Genomic DNA, 15,012 nt, shown 5'->3' with positions numbered 1-15,012 from the left:
TGCATATGTTGGGGGAAACCCATTGAGTCGGATTGATCCGATGGGGCTGGAACAATGTGATATTGATGCCGCAGAGCGAACCGCAAAAGAGCGTCTTCCTAATATGAATTTTGGTGCAGGTTCGCCAAGGGTAGACTATGCCGGAATGGGATGGTACGGAGAAGCACAAATTCCAGGGCGGAAACCAAATTATGATGGCTATATACACCTGAATACGATGTTTCTCAAGCCGCTAGACGAGAGAATGCAACGTAAAATTCTCGAAACCTATTATCATGAGGCCGGACATTTTACTTGGCCGGAAGCATATCACGATGTAATTTTTCCTTACGCTGCAAAAAATGCCGAGGCCAGTTGGGAAAGATTTAAGACCGTGCGCAGTAAACTCTGCAAATGTGGAAAATAATGTCATTTTCGTCCATAAATTCCAGTGTCCGGGAGATGGGCTTAGTTGTATTTTTCACCATATGTCCAGTTCGTCTACACGCTGCTAGCGTTGAGGAACAACCCGTGCCCAAAGTGCCAATAACGTGTCTGCTTATTGACAATGCTTCTATTGTTATTAAACGTCTTGATGAGCCGCCATACGGCCGGGCCAATGTCGGGCACCAGATCGGTGTGGGTGCGCGAAGTGTCTTGTCTATTCGAGCGTGGGAGGACTTCGGTGAGTCCGACACATCGCAACTGTGGAAAGCAACTCTAGAATTTTCCCCTATAACTGCTACGATGCCTTTAGACAGCGTTAAGCACGTTCTTGTGCTGCGCAGCTACTTCACGTATGGGGGGCTGTTCTGGTTGAATGGAGGAGGTTACGTTTGGGGCGAAAATACTATTCGCCAAGTTGATTTAATAAGAACGAAAACAGGGCTCGAAGCAGTGATCAATGGCCCTATTGCCGCCACTGCTGCGCTCAGCAGGACCCCTACACGTACGACAGGCGTATGGCGCTGTAATATCGTACGGCGAGAAGTTAATCAGCTTGACCTATGGGAGGGCAAGCCGGGAACGAAATTTGAGTCTTTTCACCCGGCTAATACGCTACGGCCGGTTGACCACCTGTAAATGCAGAGCGATCCGATTGGCCTTGATGGTGGCATAAACACCTATGCACATGTTGGCGGGAATCCATTGAGTAAGATCGACCCATCAGGTTTGGCCAGCGTTATCATTTTTTCTGGTGGTATAACAAGCAATCCTTTTGGCCATATCGCTTTGGCTACATCGGGCTCAGGCGTACAGTTTTGGGACGGTTCATCCGTACGGTAATAGCATGGATAAATACCTCGCTTCCCAAGTGGCAAAGCGGATGGTGCAAATCGTGCTGCTTAATACAACACCGGCTGAACGGCGCCGTGGTCGGCGACTACCGCAACAATGCATTCAATCAGCGCGCCTACAAAATTGCCGGGGGCGCGACAGCCAGTATCTATGGCCCGTCCGGTGAACTGCTGGCCGAGTCCGGTGCCAGTAATACCAGCTATGTCTGGGTCGGTGGTGAACTGCTCGGTATCGTGCGGGGCGGGATCTTCTATGCGAGCCATAATGATCATCTGGGGCGGCCAGAAGTGCTGACGAATGCCACGGGAGGCATAGTATGGCGCGCTGCCAATGCGGCGTTTGAACTTGGAGAGAAGTTGGACGGACTTTAAGGCTTTACGGGACAAACTCTGCCAATGCAAAAAATAATGTCGCTTTTATGTGGGCCTTCAATCGTTCGGGCGATAATGGCGCGTATATGTGTTGCCGAATGCTGAGTTCGCATCCTTGCCAACGTGGAGGAGTAGGCAATGCCTAAATAGTGGCGGGGTTTGCGCATGGCCTAGTTTAACAAGCAAAAGATTTCCGTTTTGGTAACTTATCCCGTAGGCTGAACGCTCGAAAATCGACTTCGGCTGACAGCAGACATATACTTGCTAACCTGACGGGACAATTGGAAACCTGCGACTCGCTCAGTAGCAGATTTACTGAAGAGTTGAAGCTAAAAAATAGAAGTAAATGAATACTGACAATGAACGCCGCTTTCGAAGTTCTCTAACCACCTTTGGCTCCGTGAGCTTGACAGTGCTCGCTGCGGTCATGCTTGTTCTTATCTTTGTCCGGCCTCATGCTCGAATGGAACCCGAAACTTCGATGGTAAGGGTGTCAAATGACACTGGCGTGCCAATAAATAATATTATTCTAAATAACGTACCATTTGGCTATTTGTCGAATAATCAAATAAGCGAATATAAGCCTCTAACTAACGCTTATCCATACGCGCGCTTGCGATTGGAGGTAGTTAACAAAACGTTCGAGTGGATGCCAGATGACCATTATGGAGAAAAACCATTAGAAAAAGGAAATTATACATATTCAATTCGGAGGGTGGAAACTCCGGTTGGTCCCCAGTTTGAAGCACATATTCGCGATGACTTCGAGCACTAAAGTTATACAACTACTACCGGGATTATGATCCGCAGACGGGGCGGTATATCCAAAGCGATCCGATTGGGATCAATGGCGGAATCAATACCTACGGCTACGCGCTAGGTAATCCACTGGCATACTTTGACTGGTTGGGATTGGCGCCTGGTTATAAATATAAGACCATGGATGCCGCAAGTATCCAGACAGTTCGCGATATCAATGAGAGGTCCATCGCTCTGGACAGGGAATTTATTGGGTGCATTTATTGCAATGCTGATCGTTTATTTTCATATACTGCACCGCAAATGGGCACTGATCGATCGGCGCCTCCAGAAGCTGGTGCCTGCCCTAAGGGGAAAGAGCAAGCAGCTTGGTATCACACGCGCGGTGCTTACCGTAAAAGTTTCCAAAACAACGTATTTTCCACCCCGGATCAATGGTGGAGTGATAATTACTTTGGTCCTGGCTACTTGGGGACGACAGATAGCAGAATCCTCAAATACCCCCCCAATGGCAGGGCATACTACGGGGTAGCAACTCAGATTGGAGTAACAAGATGATGAGAAGACGCTTTGCTAGCTGTACTTTTCTCGTAGTTGCATTTTTTTCTTTGGCGATAACTTCTGCCAGTGGCGCGCAATTCAAACAAGAACGGATATCGAAATCCGGGCATGTGCCGAACGATGGAGTTAAGCCAAAGGAAGGATTCGTTCCCAATGAAGCCACTGCCATTTCTATTGCCTCCGCCGTGCTTGGGCCGATTTATGGTCTAGACGAAATTGACAAACAAAAGCCATTTCAGCTGAACTAAAAAGTGGTGTTTGGGTTGTGCAAGGTTCGATGGAAAGCAGGACTGGTGTCGCTGAAGTGAGTATTGCGAAGCGCACGGGAACTATACTTCGGGTAGTGCACGGAAAGTAGTCAGCTTGAATCGCCCCGGAATTGAGGGCGGCTCCAACATTTGAGAATGTGGCCCTTTTTAAAATCCCGGGCGATTCAGTATAGCCTTAGCGCGTGAGGCGATAGATCAGGATCGCGGTGCGGATGGTCGCGCGTTCGATGGAGGCGATTTCCAGGTCTTCGTCAGGCGAGTGGGAGCCGCTGCCGGTGGCGCCCAGGCCGTCCAGGCTGTCGATCAGCGGGGCGACGAACTGCACGTCGCCGGCGCCGCGCTGGCCGGGCGGCAGGGAGGGGATCTCGCCCAGGCCTGCATCGGCGCTGGCTTGCGAGTAGGTCTTCAGCACTGCCAGGTTACCTGCCGTCGGCGACATCGGCGGATACGATTCGTGGAAGCTGATGCTGGCACTGGTGCCCGGCAGGTTCTGCGCGACGATGGCTTTCATCTTCGCGTGCGCGCGGTCGCGCTGCTCGTAGCTCAGGTAGCGCAGGTCGCCGTGGACCGTTGCGGTACGCGCGATCACGTTGCCCTTGCCTGCGGCCTGGCCTTTCGATCCGGTGGCGTCGACGCTGGCGTCGGTGCCGCCCAGGATCAATCCCGGGCTGAAGGTCAGGTCCGGCTCGATCACCTGCTGGCGGAAGGCGTCGACGATGCGCGCCGCTTCGTACACGGCGCCATAGCCTGCGCTCTCGGTGAAGATGCCGCTGGAGTGGCCTTGCTTGCCTTTCACTTCCAGATCCCACGACGACGAGGCGCGGCGGCCGATGGTGCCGGTGTCCTTGCCATGCTTGTCGCGCACCGTGGCTTCGAAGGCCAGCGCGATGTCGCTGCGTTTGGCGGCTGCGACCATGTCGGCGCGTGAGATAGCGACTGGGTCGCCGGCGTTCTCCTCATCGCCGCTGAAGATCACGGTGATGGTGGTGTTATCCAGCGCACCTACGCGCTGCAAGGCGCGCAGCGCTTCGACGATGATGACGTCGCCGCCCTTCATGTCATTGACGCCCTGGCCGCGCACGCGGGCGCCATCGCGCTTCCACAGCTGCACCGGGCTGTCTTTTTCAAACACGGTATCCAGATGGCCGATCAGCAGCAGGCGCTTGCCTTGCTTGCCCTCACGCGTGGCGAGCAGGTGGCCGGCGCGCTTGACGGCGGGCGGCATGTCGATCCAGCGGGTGGTGAAACCCAGCTGGTCGAACTGCTCGCGAAACAGCTTGCCGACTTCGCGCACGCCTTCGTGGTTCATGGTGCCGCTGTTGATGTTCACCGAGCGCTCCAGCAGCTGCAAGCCTTGTTCCGAATGGGCCTTGACCTCGTCGACGATCTTCTGCTCTACCGGCGACAGCGCTGCTGCGCCAGCGCCTGCGCTACTCATTGCCATCACCAGTGCTGCGAACGCGAACGGTTTCAATGCCATGTGGACTCCGTGTGATTCCTCAAGCTTGCGCCGATGCCGGCAATCCGAAGATGCGGTCGAAGGCGAGGCTGAACAGGAAGGTGTAAAACATAAAGAATAACACCAGGCCCAAGTCCAGCACAAAAGCGTCCCACAGCGAGATGTTGAGCCACCAGGCGAACAGCGGCACCAGGATCACCACCAGGCCTCCTTCGAAGCCCAAGGCGTGCGCGGCGCGACGCGCCCAGCTGCGGCCACGCTTGGCCTGACGTGCTTCCCACGCTTCGAACATGCCGTTGTAGGCGAAGTTCCATACCACCGCGACCAGCGACGAGGCGACGGCCGCCACGCTGGCATGGCCTGCGTCATGGCCCATCAGCAGCACCAGCACGCTGCTAGTGAGGCCCACGGCGATCAATTCAAATAACGATACGTAGACGACTTTGCGTTTTAATCCTTGCATGTTGTTTCCTCCTTAATACGATGTGACCATGGTAATAGCAATTTTCTGATTGAAAAATTCGACAGCTATCAGTTTTTCTGACAGTATGGAGCCATGGCCTTCTCCAGCGATAACATCGCCATCTTTCTCGCCGTGCTGGATCACGGTTCTTTTTCCGCAGCGGCGCGGGCGCTGGGGCGGGTGCCGTCGGCCGTCAGCATGGCGATCGCCAACCTGGAGGCGGAACTCGATCTACAACTGTTCGACCGCAGCTCACGCGAGGTGCGGCCCACCGAATCGGCGCGCGCGCTGGAGGCGGAGGCGCGGCAGATGGCCGGCCAGTTGCGCCGCCTGCAGGCGCACGCGCTGTCGCTGCATCAGGGCCTGGAGCGGCGCCTGACGCTGGCCATCGCGCCCGAGCTGCTGTCTGCGCCGTGGAGCGATCCGCTGGCGCGGCTGGCGGAGGAGTTCCCGTCGCTGGAGGTGGATGTGGTGTCGGCGCCGCAGAACGATGCGCTGCGCATGCTGCATGACGGCGCGGCGCAGCTGGCGCTGATCTACGAACGGCCGCAGATCGATCAGCGCGAGAGCTTCCAGGAGCTGGGCAGCGAGGTGCTGGTGGCGGTGATCTCGCCGCAGCATCCGCAGGCGCGTGAGCGCAACGGCCAGTTCCGGCTGGAGGATCTGGTCGACATGCGGCAGGTCGCCATCGTCAGCCGCGATGCGCGGATCGAGGACGAACGGGTGCTCATCTCGCGCAAGCTGTGGCGCACCGACACCCATCTGGCCACACTGAGCCTGGTGCGCGCCGGCGTCGGCTGGGCCTATCTGCCGCGCCGGCTGGCGGCGCCGCTGCTCGATTCCGGCGAGCTGCTGGGCATAGGCTTCGCGCACATGAGCAACCAGGTGCGCCTGTGGGTGGACGTGGTCTGGCTCAACGACAGGCCGCTGGGCCTGGGCGCGCAGCGCCTGATCGCGCTGATGAAGGACATCGCCGGCCTGGAGGCGCGGCCGGTCGAGACTTAGCACGGGCTTAATGTCTCCGCCGCAGCGCGTGGGAAGCTGGTATATTCGCTGTGCAGATTTTTTCATAAAGGATAACCATGCTTCGCCTGAAACTCGCTGTCGCTGCTGCCGCCTTGCTGGCCGGCGCCGCCTTCGCCTCGCCCACCGCGCCGAAAAACGGCGCCGAGTACACCACCCTGAAGACGCCGCAACCGGTGCAGGCCGACGGCAAGAAGGTCGAGGTGATCGAGTTCTTCATGTACCACTGCCCGGCGTGCTACGCACTGGAGCCGGCCATGCTGGCGTGGGTGAAGAAGCAGGGCGACAAGATCGTGTTCCGCCGCATCCACCTGCCGCTGACGGGCGACAACGATCCGGAAGCGCATATGTTCCTGACGCTGGAAGCGATGAAGCTGGAAGATTCGCTGCACGCCAAGCTGCTGACCACCTGGCACGTCGAGCGCCGCCGCCTGAAGAGCGATGCGGACAACCTCGATTGGGCCGTCAAGAATGGCGTCGACAAGGATAAATACCTGGCCGCGTACAACTCGTTCTCGGTCGTCACCAAGCTGAAAAGCGCCGGCCGCGTGGCGGGCACGTATGAAGTCAACAGCACGCCGACGCTGATCGTCAACGGCCGCTACCTGACCAATCCTTCGATGGTGGACGCCAGCAATCCTGGCATCCCGCGCCCGCAGCTGGATCAGGCGACCTTGCAGGTGCTGGACGCGCTGGTGGCGATGTCGCACAAATAAGATGGGAGCCAGCGCCGAGTTTGTGAGCTGGATGCGCGAGCAATTCGCGCCGCTCGGCGCGGCAGTGTCGGATTCGACGTTCTTCGGTGGCCGTGCTTTCAAATATCACGGCCAGCAGTTCGCGTGGGTGATCGGCAGCACGCTGTACCTGCGTGTCGGCGACGCCACCCGTGCCGAGTTCGAGGCCGAAGGCGCGGCGCCGTTTTCCTACGAAACCAAGAAGGGCACGGTGCTGGTCCGCAAATTCTATACGGCGCCCGAGTTCCTGCTGGACGATCCCGAACAGATGCTGGTCTGGGCGCGCAAGGCGATCGCCGCAGCGGAATAGCCGTCGGCCACGTTGCTCAGTTGACGGTGAAGAGAGTCGGGATTTCGATGCCGCCGGTACGCGCGGCTTCGGCGTAGGCTTGCATTTCCTGGATGACGGCGTCGAGTTGCTCTTGGCCCGGGTTGGCCTGGAAGTTCTTGATACGCTCGTTCATGAGCGTTACCTGCCTGCTCCAGTCCAGTCGATTCGTTTTGCTCATGTGTGCTCCGTGGGTAAAAATCCAGTATAGAGCAAATGACAAAAATGCACAGCTTCTAACGCAGCACGGCGCGGAAGAACAGGTCCAGCCCCAAGGTGGCGCGGGCGCGCAGCTCTTCGATCGAAGGCGGCTTATCGGACGGGAACAGCATGCGCACCATGGTGTCGCCCATGATGCAGGTAATCATGTGCACGGCCAGCGTCTCCAGCGGAATCTCCGGACGCAGCTGGGCGCGGATGTCGGGACGGGCGAAAAAGCGCATCAGTTCCTCGCGCGTGCGCAGCGGGCCGGCCTTGTAAAAGGTTTCGGCCAGCTCCGGCGTGGTGCGCGCTTCGGCCACCACCATGCGGTGCAGGCTGGCGAAGGAGGGCGCCGTCACCAGCTCCAGGAAGCGCAGCGCGAAATCTTCCATCACTTCCCGGAACGGCCGCGGGTCGGCTTCCATATCGATCATGCCGGCGAAGAAGTGCGCGCGGCCGGTGCTGATCACTGCATTCAGCAGCCCGGCCTTGCCGCCAAACTTGACGTAGATCGTGCGCACGGCCACATGGGCTTCGCGGGCGATCATCTCCAGACTGACCTTGCTATAACCCTTTTCCAGGAACAGCTGGGCTGCCGTGTGCAGCAGCGCCTGTTGACGGGCTTCCTTGTCTGCCGCGCGCGGGCGGCCGGCCGCCTTGCCGAAGCAGGGCGAATCAGGGGCATAGCTGGCGGCATCCCCGGGGCAATCCGGTTCTTCCAGTGCGGCGTTGGCGGTGATCTTCATGGGCTGACATGTTAATGGATGCCGACATCGTAGTCCAAAATAAAATGAAATGCAATCGTTTCATTTCTTGACTTTGCCGAAAATCGGGCCAATAATGCACTTCTCCCATTTCATTTTATTTGGAGCTGCACATGTCCACTCAGCACAACCAAGAACAGAAAGTGCTCAGCGCCGTTCCCGCTGCCCAGCCTGCGGCGCCCGCCGCCGCTGCCCCGGCCGGTCCGGCCAAGTCCAACCGCCGCGTCCTGGTGATCGCCGCCGTCATCGCGCTGGCCGCGCTGGCCGCCGGTGGCCGCATGTGGTATCGCAGCCATTATTTCGTCGAGACGGAAAACGCCTACGTGGCCGGCCACGTGCATCCGGTATCGGCCCGCATCGCCGGCGTCGTCACCAAGGTGTTCATCGACGATAACCAGATCGTCAAGGAAGGCGATGTCATCGCCGAACTGGATCCGTTCGACCAGCACGTCAAGGTAGAGCAGATCCAGGCGCAGATCGCCACCGCCGAGCAGCAAGTGGCGCAGTCGGATGCGCAGATCGCCCAGACCCAGGCCCAGGCCAGCGCCGCCGCCGCCCAGGTGGCGCAGTCGGAAGCGCAGCTGGTGCGCGCCAAGCAGGACGCCGAACGTTACGGCCAGCTGTATAACAGCCAGATGAAAGCCGTCTCGAAAGCGGAACTGGACGCCGCCGTCGCCGGCCGCGCCAGCGCAGTGGCCGATCTGGCCGCCCGCAAGGACAGCGCCGCCGCCGCCAAGGCCCAGATCAGCGCCGCCCATTCGGCGCGCGACGTGCTCAAGGCGCAGGTCAACGTGTTGCGCGTGCAATTGAAGGACGCCCAGCAGCAACTGGCTTACAACCGCATCCTGGCGCCAGTCGGCGGCCGGATCGGCAAGCGCACCATCGAGGTGGGCCAGCGCGTGACGGCCGGCCAGCAACTGACCGCCATCGTGCAGGAAAACGTCTGGCTGACCGCTAACTTCAAGGAAACCCAGCTGGCCGACCTGAAGCCGGGCCAAGAAGTCAAAGTCTCCATCGACGCGATCCCGGGCCGTGAACTGATCGGCAAAGTAGACAGCTTCGCGCCAGCATCCGGCGCCCAGTTCGCGCTGCTGCCGGCCGATAACGCCACCGGTAACTTCACCAAGATCGTCCAGCGCGTGCCGGTCAAGATCACCTTCAAGCCGGAAGACGTGAAGGCCCTGAGCGGCCGTCTGGTGCCGGGCATGTCGGCGATCGCCGAAGTGGCTGTGAACCAGTCCGAAGCTAAAGCCGCGCACTAAGGAGCCCCGTCATGGCTAGCACCACAATCGATACGCCGGCCGGCGGCGTGGGGACTCCTGCGCTCGCGCCCATCATGCCGAGCGAGAAGGTCTCCGGCCGCACCTGGATGGCGGTGGCCGCCGGCATGCTGGGCGCCTTCATGGCGGTGCTCGACATCCAGATCACCAACTCGTCGCTGAAGGACATCCTCGGCACGCTGTCCGCCACGCAGGAAGAGGGCTCGTGGATCGCCACCGCCTACCTGGTGGCCGAGATCATCGTCATTCCGATGACCGGGCTGTTGACCCGCGTGTTCGGCATGCGTGCCTACATGATGGGCACCACCGCGCTGTTCCTGTGCTTCTCCACGCTGTGCGGCTTCGCATGGAACCTGCCGAGCATGATCGTGTTCCGCATGCTGCAGGGCTTCACCGGCGGCGCGCTGATCCCGATGGCGATGACGCTGGTGATGGCCAAGCTGCCACCATCGAAGCGCGCCACCGGCATGGCCATCTTCGGCCTGACCGCCACGCTGGCGCCTTCGATGGGCCCAACCTTCGGCGGCTATCTGAGCGAGCTGTATGGCTGGCCTTCGATCTTCTACATCAACTGGGTACCGGGCTTGCTGCTGATCGGCGGCATCGCGCTGGGCCTGGACAAGGAGAAGGCTCAACCCAGCCTGCTGCTCAATGCCGACTGGCTGGGCATCGGCCTCATGGCCATGGGCCTGGGCAGCCTGACCATCTTCCTGGAAGAGGGCAACAGCAAGGACTGGTTCGATTCCTCGTTCATCATCACCTTCGCGGCGATGGCCATCGTTGGCCTGCTGGGCTGGGCGGTGACGGGGGCGATGCGCAAGCAGCCCTTCGTCAACCTGGCGCTGTACGGCCAGCGCAACTTCTTCGCGGCCACCGCGCTGTCGATGGCGATGGGTATGGGCTTGTATGGCTCGTCGTTCCTGCTGCCGCTGTACCTGGGCCAGATCGCCGGCTACTCGCCGATGCAGATCGGTGAAGTCATCATGTGGGCCGGTTTGCCGCAGCTGTTCATCATGCCGTTCGTGGCCAAGCTGTCGTCCAAGGTGGACAACCGCATCCTGTGCAGCTTCGGCCTGCTGCTGTTCGGCGGCTCCTGCCTGATGAACGCCTATATGGACGCCACCACCGGCTATGACCAACTGCTGCTGTCGCAAGTGGTGCGGGCGCTGGGCCAGCCGTTCGTGATGCTGACCTTGTCGAACTTCGCGATGAACGGCATCTCGCCGAAAGACATGCCTTCGGCTTCGAGCCTGATTAACATGACCCGTAACCTGGGCGGTTCGATCGGTATCGCGCTGCTGGCTACCGCGCTGACGTCGCGTGAGCATTTCCATTCGCAGCGCATCGGCGAATCCGTCACCGGCTTTGCGGCCGCTACGCAGGAACGTCTGGCGGCATTGACGCAGTCGTTCATGAGCAAGGGCTTCGACGCCACCAGCGCTTCGGACATGGCGCTCAAGGCGATCGACGGCATCGTGCGGCGCGAGGCATATGTGATGGCCTACAACGACGGCTTCTTCCTGGTCGCGGCGGTGCTGTTCGGCTGCATCGGCGTGCTGTGGTTCTCGGACAAAGTCAAAGCCCCTTCGGCTGGCGGTGGCGGCGGCGCGCATTAAGCGCAAACCGTCATTCCCGCGCAGGCGGGAATCCATAGAACGCCAGCTGGGATGCTGCGTATGGGTTCCCGCTTTCGCGGGAACGACGGAGTGAATAATTTAAACTGTGAGGTAACACCATGTTGAATTCAGCTTTGAAGCGCCTGACGCTCGCTGTTTCCGTAACGCTGGCCGTGACGGGTTGCGCCACCGTCGGCAGCGATTTCTCCGCACCGAAAAACGTCGCCGACGCTTCGTTCCGCCACCAGCCGCAAGCCGGCGCCAACGCGGCACATCTGCCGGCGCAATGGTGGACCGTGTTCAACGACGACACCCTGAACCGCCTGGAACAAACCGCGTTGCGCGACAACCCAAGCATCAAGGCCGCCGCACAGCGGCTGGTGGTGGCGCTGGAGCAGGCCGGCGTATCGCGCGCCAGCCAGCAGCCGTCGCTGAGCGTCAGCACCTCGGTGTCGAACTCGCGTACCTCGGCCGAGACCTCGCAAGGTCTGGCGCTGGGCGGCCGTTCGATCAAGGGTAACAACTACACGGTGGGCGCATCGCTGTCGTATGAAGTCGATCTGCTGGGCCGCGTGCGCCGCCTGGTCGAAGCTTCCGACGCGCAGGCGCTGGTGGCCGAAGCCGACCGCGATGGCGTGCTGCTGCTGTTGTCGTCGCAAGTGGCGACCACCTACTGGCAACTGCGCGGCCTGGACGCCGAGATGGCGATCCTGAACGGCGCGCTCGACACCCGCCGCGAAACCGAAGAACTGGTGACGGCGCGCTTCAACGCCGGCCTGTCGAATGAGCTGGACGTGTCGCGTGCCCGCATCGAGCGCGCCAACGCCCAGGCGGACCTGCATGAAGTGCAGCGTCAGCGCAATCTGCTGGAGCACAGCCTGGCGACGCTGACCGGCGCTTCGCCGTCGGCGCTGCTGACGGCGCCGAAGGCCAATGCCGCCGTGCTGCCGCAGCCGCCTGCGATTCCGGTCGGCCTGCCAGCCAGCTTGCTGGCGCAGCGTCCGGACCTGGCGGGCAGCGTCGCCAACCTGCGTTCGGCCAACGCGCAGATCGGCGTGGCTGAAGGTGCCTTCTATCCTTCGCTGACGTTGACCAGCAATTTCGGCTACGCGTCGGAAAGCCTGCGCGAACTGGGCAAGGGCGGTTCGCGCCAGTTCAGCGTCGGTCCTCTGGCGCTGTCGCTGCCGATCTTCGACGGTGGCCGCAACAAGGCCAACCTGGCTATCTCCAAGGCGCGTTATGAAGAGGCGATCGCCAACCACGAGAGCAAGCTGCTGACGGCGCTGCGCGAAGTGGAAGATGCGCTGTCCGACGTGCAGGAACGCCAGCTGCAAGGCGAGGCGCAGTCGGTCTCGCAAGTGGCGGCCGCACGCGGCTACCTGGTGGCGCGTGCGCGTTACGAGCGTGGTGTGTCGACTTATCTGGACGTGACCGATGCGCAGCGTAGTTCGCTGGCGGCCGACCGTGCTGCGGTGCAGATCAACACGCAGCGTCTGCTGGCTGCGGTGTCGGTGGCGCGTGCGTTGGGCGCGGGCTGGCAGCCGTCGGCGCAACTGGCGGCGGTGGCGCAGAATGGCGCGATCAAGCCGTTGGCGCAGCAGTAAATTAGTAGCTCTTACGCGGAAGAGGCCAGCGGCAGTGCTGCCGCTGGTCCGAAGCGTTCCACGATGAAGTCGATGAACGTGGTCAGCTTGGGCGTGGCCCTGCGGTCGCGCGAATAGACCAGGTTCATAGGCCGCGCCGGCGGCAGATAGTCGCACAGCACCGGCACCAGCCTTCCTGCGGCGATGTCCTGCGCCAGCAGCACCTCCGCCTGCATCACGATCCCGAAATCCTTGAGCGCGGCCACGCGCAGCGCCTGCCCGCTGTTGGTGCGGAAGCGGCTGGCCGGCAGCACGTGCTTGCCGCGTCCATGGTGCACCTCGTGCACCGATTGCAAACGCCAGCGCACACCCACCGCCCCCACCATGAAGTCCAGACACTCGTGATGCGCCAGGTCGTCCGGCGTTTTCGGCGTGCCGTGTTTTTTCAGATAAGCCGGTGAGGCGCAGATCGCCATCGCGTAGTTGAACAGCGGCCGCGCGATCATGGCGGAATCGTCCAGCGCGCCGATGCGCACGGCGGCGTCGTAGCCTTCCTCCACCATGTCGACCATGCGGTCGTTGAGGCTCAGGTCCACGCTCACTTCCGGATGCAGGCGCAGGTAGTCGCTGATCGCGGGCGTCAGCCATTCGCTGCCGAAGGAGACCGGCGCGGTGATGCGCAGCCGTCCGCGCGGCACGCTGCGCATCGCCTCGGCGCCGGTTTCGGCGGCGGCGATCTGCGCCAGGATGGCGCGGCATTGTTCGACGTACTGGGCGCCGATCTCCGTCAGGCTCTGGCGGCGGGTGGTGCGCGTCAGCAGGCGCGCGCCGAGCGTGGCTTCCAGGTGGGCGATGTGTTTGCCGATCATCACCGGCGACAGCTGGAAGGCGCTGGCGGCGGCCGTGAAGTTGCCGGCGTCGACGACGGCCACAAAGATCTCCATGCTGCGCAGCTTGTCCATTTGATTGCTAATCCTGAGTTAGTAATGATATTCATTTTAGCTCATTTATTCCTTTGGCGTTGTGGCCGATACTGGTGTTTTCACTCACTGAGGAGAACATCATGAAAGTAGTCGTCATTGGCGCAGCAGGCGCGGTCGGCAAGGCAGTGGTAGAGCAACTGGGGCAGCGGCATGAGATCGTCACCGTCGGCGCGACCAGCGGCCAGTATCAGGCCGACATCGCCGACATCGCGCAGGTGCGCGCCTTGTTCGCCCAGATCGGCCGCGTGGACGCGGTGGTTGTGGCAGCGGGCTCGCTGCATTTCGCACCGCTGGCTGGCTTTACGCCGGAGCAGTTCTACGTGGGCTTGAACAGCAAGTTGATGGGCCAGGTGAATGTGGCGCTGGTCGCGCAGGAATACCTGAACGACGGCGGCTCGATCACGCTCACCAGCGGCATCGTGGCCGATGAGCCGATCCGCAACGGCGTCAGCGCCACCATGGTCAATTCCGCAGTCGAAGGTTTCGCCCGTGCGGCGGCAATCGAACTGCCGCGCGGCTTGCGCATCAACGCCGTCAGCCCGACCGTATTGGAAGAATCGATGGGCAGCTATGGCCCGTTCTTCATCGGTTTCGAGCCGGTTCCGGCCCGCCGCGCAGCGCTGGCGTATGCACGCAGCGTCGATGGCGCACAGACCGGGCAGGTATATCGCGCCTGGGGCGGTTCGGTATGAAGGTGATCGTGATCGGCGGCACCGGCACCATCGGCGGCGCCGTGGTGGAGCAACTGGGGCAGCGGCATGAGGTCGTCGTTGTTGGTGCGCGCGGCGGGCAGCATCAGGTCGATATCGAAGACATCGCGCAGGTACGGGCGTTGTTTGCCAAGGTCGGCCGCGTCGATGCGGTGGTGGTGGCTGCGGGCGCGCTGCATGTGGGGCCGTTTGCCGAGCTGACGCCCGAGCATTTCCATGTCGGCTTGCGCGGCAAGTTGATGGGGCAGGTCAACGTGGCGCTGGTGGCGCAGGAGTTCCTCAACGACGGCGGCTCGATCACGCTGACCAGCGGGGTCGATACCGAACATCCGATACGTGGCGCGGTTGCAGCTTCGACGGCCAATGCGGCAGTGGAAGGCTTTGTGCGGGCGGCGGCGATTGAACTGCCGCGTGGCTTGCGCATCAATGCCGTCAGTCCGACGGTGCTGCAGGAGTCGGTGCATTTGTTCGGCGGCCTGTTCACCGGCTTCGAGCCGATCAAGGGCAGCCGCGCAGCGCTGTCGTACGCAAGCAGTGTCGATGGTGCGCAAACGGGGCGGGTCTACCGGGCCTGGTAGCGGCCATCGCCCGGGAGGGGAGTGGTGTACTACAATGCGGATCTCACTCCAC

At 60.9% G+C, this 15,012-nt stretch carries 20 protein-coding genes; 15 read left to right on the top strand and 5 right to left on the bottom strand.

Annotated features, from left to right (window positions below; genetic code table 11):
- Positions 1-40: 40 nt before the first annotated feature.
- The 7 genes from GEV02_RS18595 to GEV02_RS33820 all read left to right on the top strand — a co-directional run bounded on the left by GEV02_RS18595 (position 41) and on the right by GEV02_RS33820 (position 3,327).
- Complete coding sequence (locus tag GEV02_RS18595; RefSeq protein WP_152839379.1) at positions 41-406, top strand: hypothetical protein; 366 nt, start codon at positions 41-43, stop codon at positions 404-406.
- A gap of 104 nt (positions 407-510) precedes the next feature.
- Positions 511-1,062, top strand: coding sequence for a hypothetical protein (locus tag GEV02_RS18590; RefSeq protein WP_152839378.1), 552 nt, complete (start codon positions 511-513; stop codon positions 1,060-1,062).
- 290 nt (positions 1,063-1,352) lie between these two features.
- A complete protein-coding gene (locus GEV02_RS18585; RefSeq protein WP_174999170.1) occupies positions 1,353-1,649 on the top strand; it encodes an RHS domain-containing protein in 297 nt (98 codons plus the stop codon).
- A gap of 346 nt (positions 1,650-1,995) precedes the next feature.
- The gene (locus GEV02_RS33130; protein ID WP_152839376.1) at positions 1,996-2,424 is read left to right on the top strand and encodes a hypothetical protein; all 429 of its coding nucleotides are present in this window, start codon (positions 1,996-1,998) and stop codon (positions 2,422-2,424) included.
- A gap of 47 nt (positions 2,425-2,471) precedes the next feature.
- Positions 2,472-2,966: a DUF4329 domain-containing protein gene (locus tag GEV02_RS18570; protein WP_408014858.1), complete on the top strand. Its 495-nt coding sequence runs from the start codon at positions 2,472-2,474 to the stop codon at positions 2,964-2,966.
- Positions 2,963-3,217, top strand: coding sequence for a hypothetical protein (locus GEV02_RS18565; protein ID WP_152839374.1), 255 nt, complete (start codon positions 2,963-2,965; stop codon positions 3,215-3,217). Before GEV02_RS18570 ends, GEV02_RS18565 begins: the two co-directional genes overlap by 4 nt.
- Positions 3,218-3,246: 29 nt before the next feature.
- Positions 3,247-3,327 carry a hypothetical protein gene (locus tag GEV02_RS33820; protein ID WP_408014857.1) on the top strand — a complete coding sequence of 27 codons (81 nt, stop codon included), beginning with the start codon at positions 3,247-3,249 and terminating at the stop codon, positions 3,325-3,327.
- A gap of 86 nt (positions 3,328-3,413) precedes the next feature.
- Here the strand turns inward: GEV02_RS33820 and GEV02_RS18555 are convergent, their stop codons facing one another.
- On the bottom strand, positions 3,414-4,718 hold the full coding sequence (locus tag GEV02_RS18555) for a M20/M25/M40 family metallo-hydrolase (protein WP_152839373.1): 1,305 nt from the start codon (positions 4,716-4,718) through the stop codon (positions 3,414-3,416).
- Between the two features lie 19 nt (positions 4,719-4,737).
- Positions 4,738-5,160 (bottom strand): PACE efflux transporter, encoded by a 423-nt coding sequence (locus GEV02_RS18550; RefSeq protein ID WP_152839372.1) that lies wholly within the window; start codon positions 5,158-5,160, stop codon positions 4,738-4,740.
- A gap of 93 nt (positions 5,161-5,253) precedes the next feature.
- Between GEV02_RS18550 and GEV02_RS18545 the strand changes: the two genes are divergently transcribed.
- The 3 genes from GEV02_RS18545 (at position 5,254) to GEV02_RS18535 (ending at position 7,227) form a co-directional block, all read left to right on the top strand.
- On the top strand, positions 5,254-6,165 hold the full coding sequence (locus GEV02_RS18545; protein ID WP_008451557.1) for a LysR family transcriptional regulator: 912 nt from the start codon (positions 5,254-5,256) through the stop codon (positions 6,163-6,165).
- A 77-nt stretch (positions 6,166-6,242) separates the two neighbouring features.
- Positions 6,243-6,899: a thiol:disulfide interchange protein DsbA/DsbL gene (locus tag GEV02_RS18540; protein ID WP_152839371.1), complete on the top strand. Its 657-nt coding sequence runs from the start codon at positions 6,243-6,245 to the stop codon at positions 6,897-6,899.
- Positions 6,900-6,930: 31 nt separating this feature from the next.
- Positions 6,931-7,227 (top strand): TfoX/Sxy family protein, encoded by a 297-nt coding sequence (locus tag GEV02_RS18535; RefSeq protein WP_235922830.1) that lies wholly within the window; start codon positions 6,931-6,933, stop codon positions 7,225-7,227.
- 16 nt (positions 7,228-7,243) lie between these two features.
- Here GEV02_RS18535 and GEV02_RS18530 read toward each other — a convergent pair whose 3' ends face one another.
- Together GEV02_RS18530 and GEV02_RS18525 are read right to left on the bottom strand one after the other, a co-directional pair.
- Positions 7,244-7,426 carry a hypothetical protein gene (locus tag GEV02_RS18530; RefSeq protein ID WP_152839369.1) on the bottom strand — a complete coding sequence of 61 codons (183 nt, stop codon included), beginning with the start codon at positions 7,424-7,426 and terminating at the stop codon, positions 7,244-7,246.
- Between the two features lie 55 nt (positions 7,427-7,481).
- Positions 7,482-8,192 carry a TetR/AcrR family transcriptional regulator gene (locus GEV02_RS18525; protein ID WP_152839368.1) on the bottom strand — a complete coding sequence of 237 codons (711 nt, stop codon included), beginning with the start codon at positions 8,190-8,192 and terminating at the stop codon, positions 7,482-7,484.
- Positions 8,193-8,323: 131 nt separating this feature from the next.
- Between GEV02_RS18525 and GEV02_RS18520 the strand changes: the two genes are divergently transcribed.
- The 3 genes from GEV02_RS18520 (at position 8,324) to GEV02_RS18510 (ending at position 12,710) form a co-directional block, all read left to right on the top strand.
- Complete coding sequence (locus GEV02_RS18520; RefSeq protein ID WP_152839367.1) at positions 8,324-9,472, top strand: HlyD family secretion protein; 1,149 nt, start codon at positions 8,324-8,326, stop codon at positions 9,470-9,472.
- Between the two features lie 11 nt (positions 9,473-9,483).
- The gene (locus tag GEV02_RS18515) at positions 9,484-11,106 is read left to right on the top strand and encodes a DHA2 family efflux MFS transporter permease subunit (protein ID WP_152839366.1); all 1,623 of its coding nucleotides are present in this window, start codon (positions 9,484-9,486) and stop codon (positions 11,104-11,106) included.
- 119 nt (positions 11,107-11,225) lie between these two features.
- A complete protein-coding gene (locus GEV02_RS18510) occupies positions 11,226-12,710 on the top strand; it encodes an efflux transporter outer membrane subunit (RefSeq protein ID WP_152839365.1) in 1,485 nt (494 codons plus the stop codon).
- Between the two features lie 11 nt (positions 12,711-12,721).
- On the opposite strand, the gene GEV02_RS18505 is transcribed toward GEV02_RS18510, so the two are convergent.
- On the bottom strand, positions 12,722-13,651 hold the full coding sequence (locus GEV02_RS18505) for a LysR family transcriptional regulator (RefSeq protein WP_152839364.1): 930 nt from the start codon (positions 13,649-13,651) through the stop codon (positions 12,722-12,724).
- Between the two features lie 101 nt (positions 13,652-13,752).
- Here GEV02_RS18505 and GEV02_RS18500 point away from each other — a divergent pair, with 101 nt between their 5' ends.
- Both GEV02_RS18500 and GEV02_RS18495 read left to right on the top strand, forming a co-directional pair.
- Positions 13,753-14,364, top strand: a complete 612-nt coding sequence (locus GEV02_RS18500; protein WP_152839363.1) for a short chain dehydrogenase — start codon at positions 13,753-13,755, stop codon at positions 14,362-14,364.
- A complete protein-coding gene (locus GEV02_RS18495) occupies positions 14,361-14,960 on the top strand; it encodes a short chain dehydrogenase (protein WP_152839362.1) in 600 nt (199 codons plus the stop codon). The genes GEV02_RS18500 and GEV02_RS18495 overlap by 4 nt, the downstream gene beginning before the upstream one ends.
- Positions 14,961-15,012: the final 52 nt, after the last annotated feature.

The sequence above is a fragment of the Rugamonas aquatica genome, from assembly GCF_009380215.1.
Lineage (GTDB): Bacteria > Pseudomonadota > Gammaproteobacteria > Burkholderiales > Burkholderiaceae_D > Rugamonas > Rugamonas aquatica_B.
The sequence above is the reverse complement of the archived record's forward strand: the minus strand, read 5'-3'. Positions and strand labels throughout refer to the sequence as shown.

What these genes read in the sequence shown, in the direction of transcription:
- GEV02_RS18595 (WP_152839379.1), top strand. Translation starts at nt 41, where the DNA reads ATGGGGCTGGAACAATGTGATATTGATGCCGCAGAGCGAACCGCAAAA.
- GEV02_RS33130 (WP_152839376.1), top strand. Translation starts at nt 1,996, where the DNA reads ATGAATACTGACAATGAACGCCGCTTTCGAAGTTCTCTAACCACCTTT.
- GEV02_RS18565 (WP_152839374.1), top strand. Translation starts at nt 2,963, where the DNA reads ATGATGAGAAGACGCTTTGCTAGCTGTACTTTTCTCGTAGTTGCATTT.
- GEV02_RS33820 (WP_408014857.1), top strand. Translation starts at nt 3,247, where the DNA reads ATGGAAAGCAGGACTGGTGTCGCTGAAGTGAGTATTGCGAAGCGCACG.
- GEV02_RS18555 (WP_152839373.1), bottom strand. Translation starts at nt 4,718, where the DNA reads ATGGCATTGAAACCGTTCGCGTTCGCAGCACTGGTGATGGCAATGAGT.
- GEV02_RS18550 (WP_152839372.1), bottom strand. Translation starts at nt 5,160, where the DNA reads ATGCAAGGATTAAAACGCAAAGTCGTCTACGTATCGTTATTTGAATTG.
- GEV02_RS18545 (WP_008451557.1), top strand. Translation starts at nt 5,254, where the DNA reads ATGGCCTTCTCCAGCGATAACATCGCCATCTTTCTCGCCGTGCTGGAT.
- GEV02_RS18540 (WP_152839371.1), top strand. Translation starts at nt 6,243, where the DNA reads ATGCTTCGCCTGAAACTCGCTGTCGCTGCTGCCGCCTTGCTGGCCGGC.
- GEV02_RS18535 (WP_235922830.1), top strand. Translation starts at nt 6,931, where the DNA reads ATGCGCGAGCAATTCGCGCCGCTCGGCGCGGCAGTGTCGGATTCGACG.
- GEV02_RS18530 (WP_152839369.1), bottom strand. Translation starts at nt 7,426, where the DNA reads ATGAGCAAAACGAATCGACTGGACTGGAGCAGGCAGGTAACGCTCATG.
- GEV02_RS18525 (WP_152839368.1), bottom strand. Translation starts at nt 8,192, where the DNA reads ATGAAGATCACCGCCAACGCCGCACTGGAAGAACCGGATTGCCCCGGG.
- GEV02_RS18520 (WP_152839367.1), top strand. Translation starts at nt 8,324, where the DNA reads ATGTCCACTCAGCACAACCAAGAACAGAAAGTGCTCAGCGCCGTTCCC.
- GEV02_RS18515 (WP_152839366.1), top strand. Translation starts at nt 9,484, where the DNA reads ATGGCTAGCACCACAATCGATACGCCGGCCGGCGGCGTGGGGACTCCT.
- GEV02_RS18510 (WP_152839365.1), top strand. Translation starts at nt 11,226, where the DNA reads ATGTTGAATTCAGCTTTGAAGCGCCTGACGCTCGCTGTTTCCGTAACG.
- GEV02_RS18505 (WP_152839364.1), bottom strand. Translation starts at nt 13,651, where the DNA reads ATGGACAAGCTGCGCAGCATGGAGATCTTTGTGGCCGTCGTCGACGCC.
- GEV02_RS18500 (WP_152839363.1), top strand. Translation starts at nt 13,753, where the DNA reads ATGAAAGTAGTCGTCATTGGCGCAGCAGGCGCGGTCGGCAAGGCAGTG.
- GEV02_RS18495 (WP_152839362.1), top strand. Translation starts at nt 14,361, where the DNA reads ATGAAGGTGATCGTGATCGGCGGCACCGGCACCATCGGCGGCGCCGTG.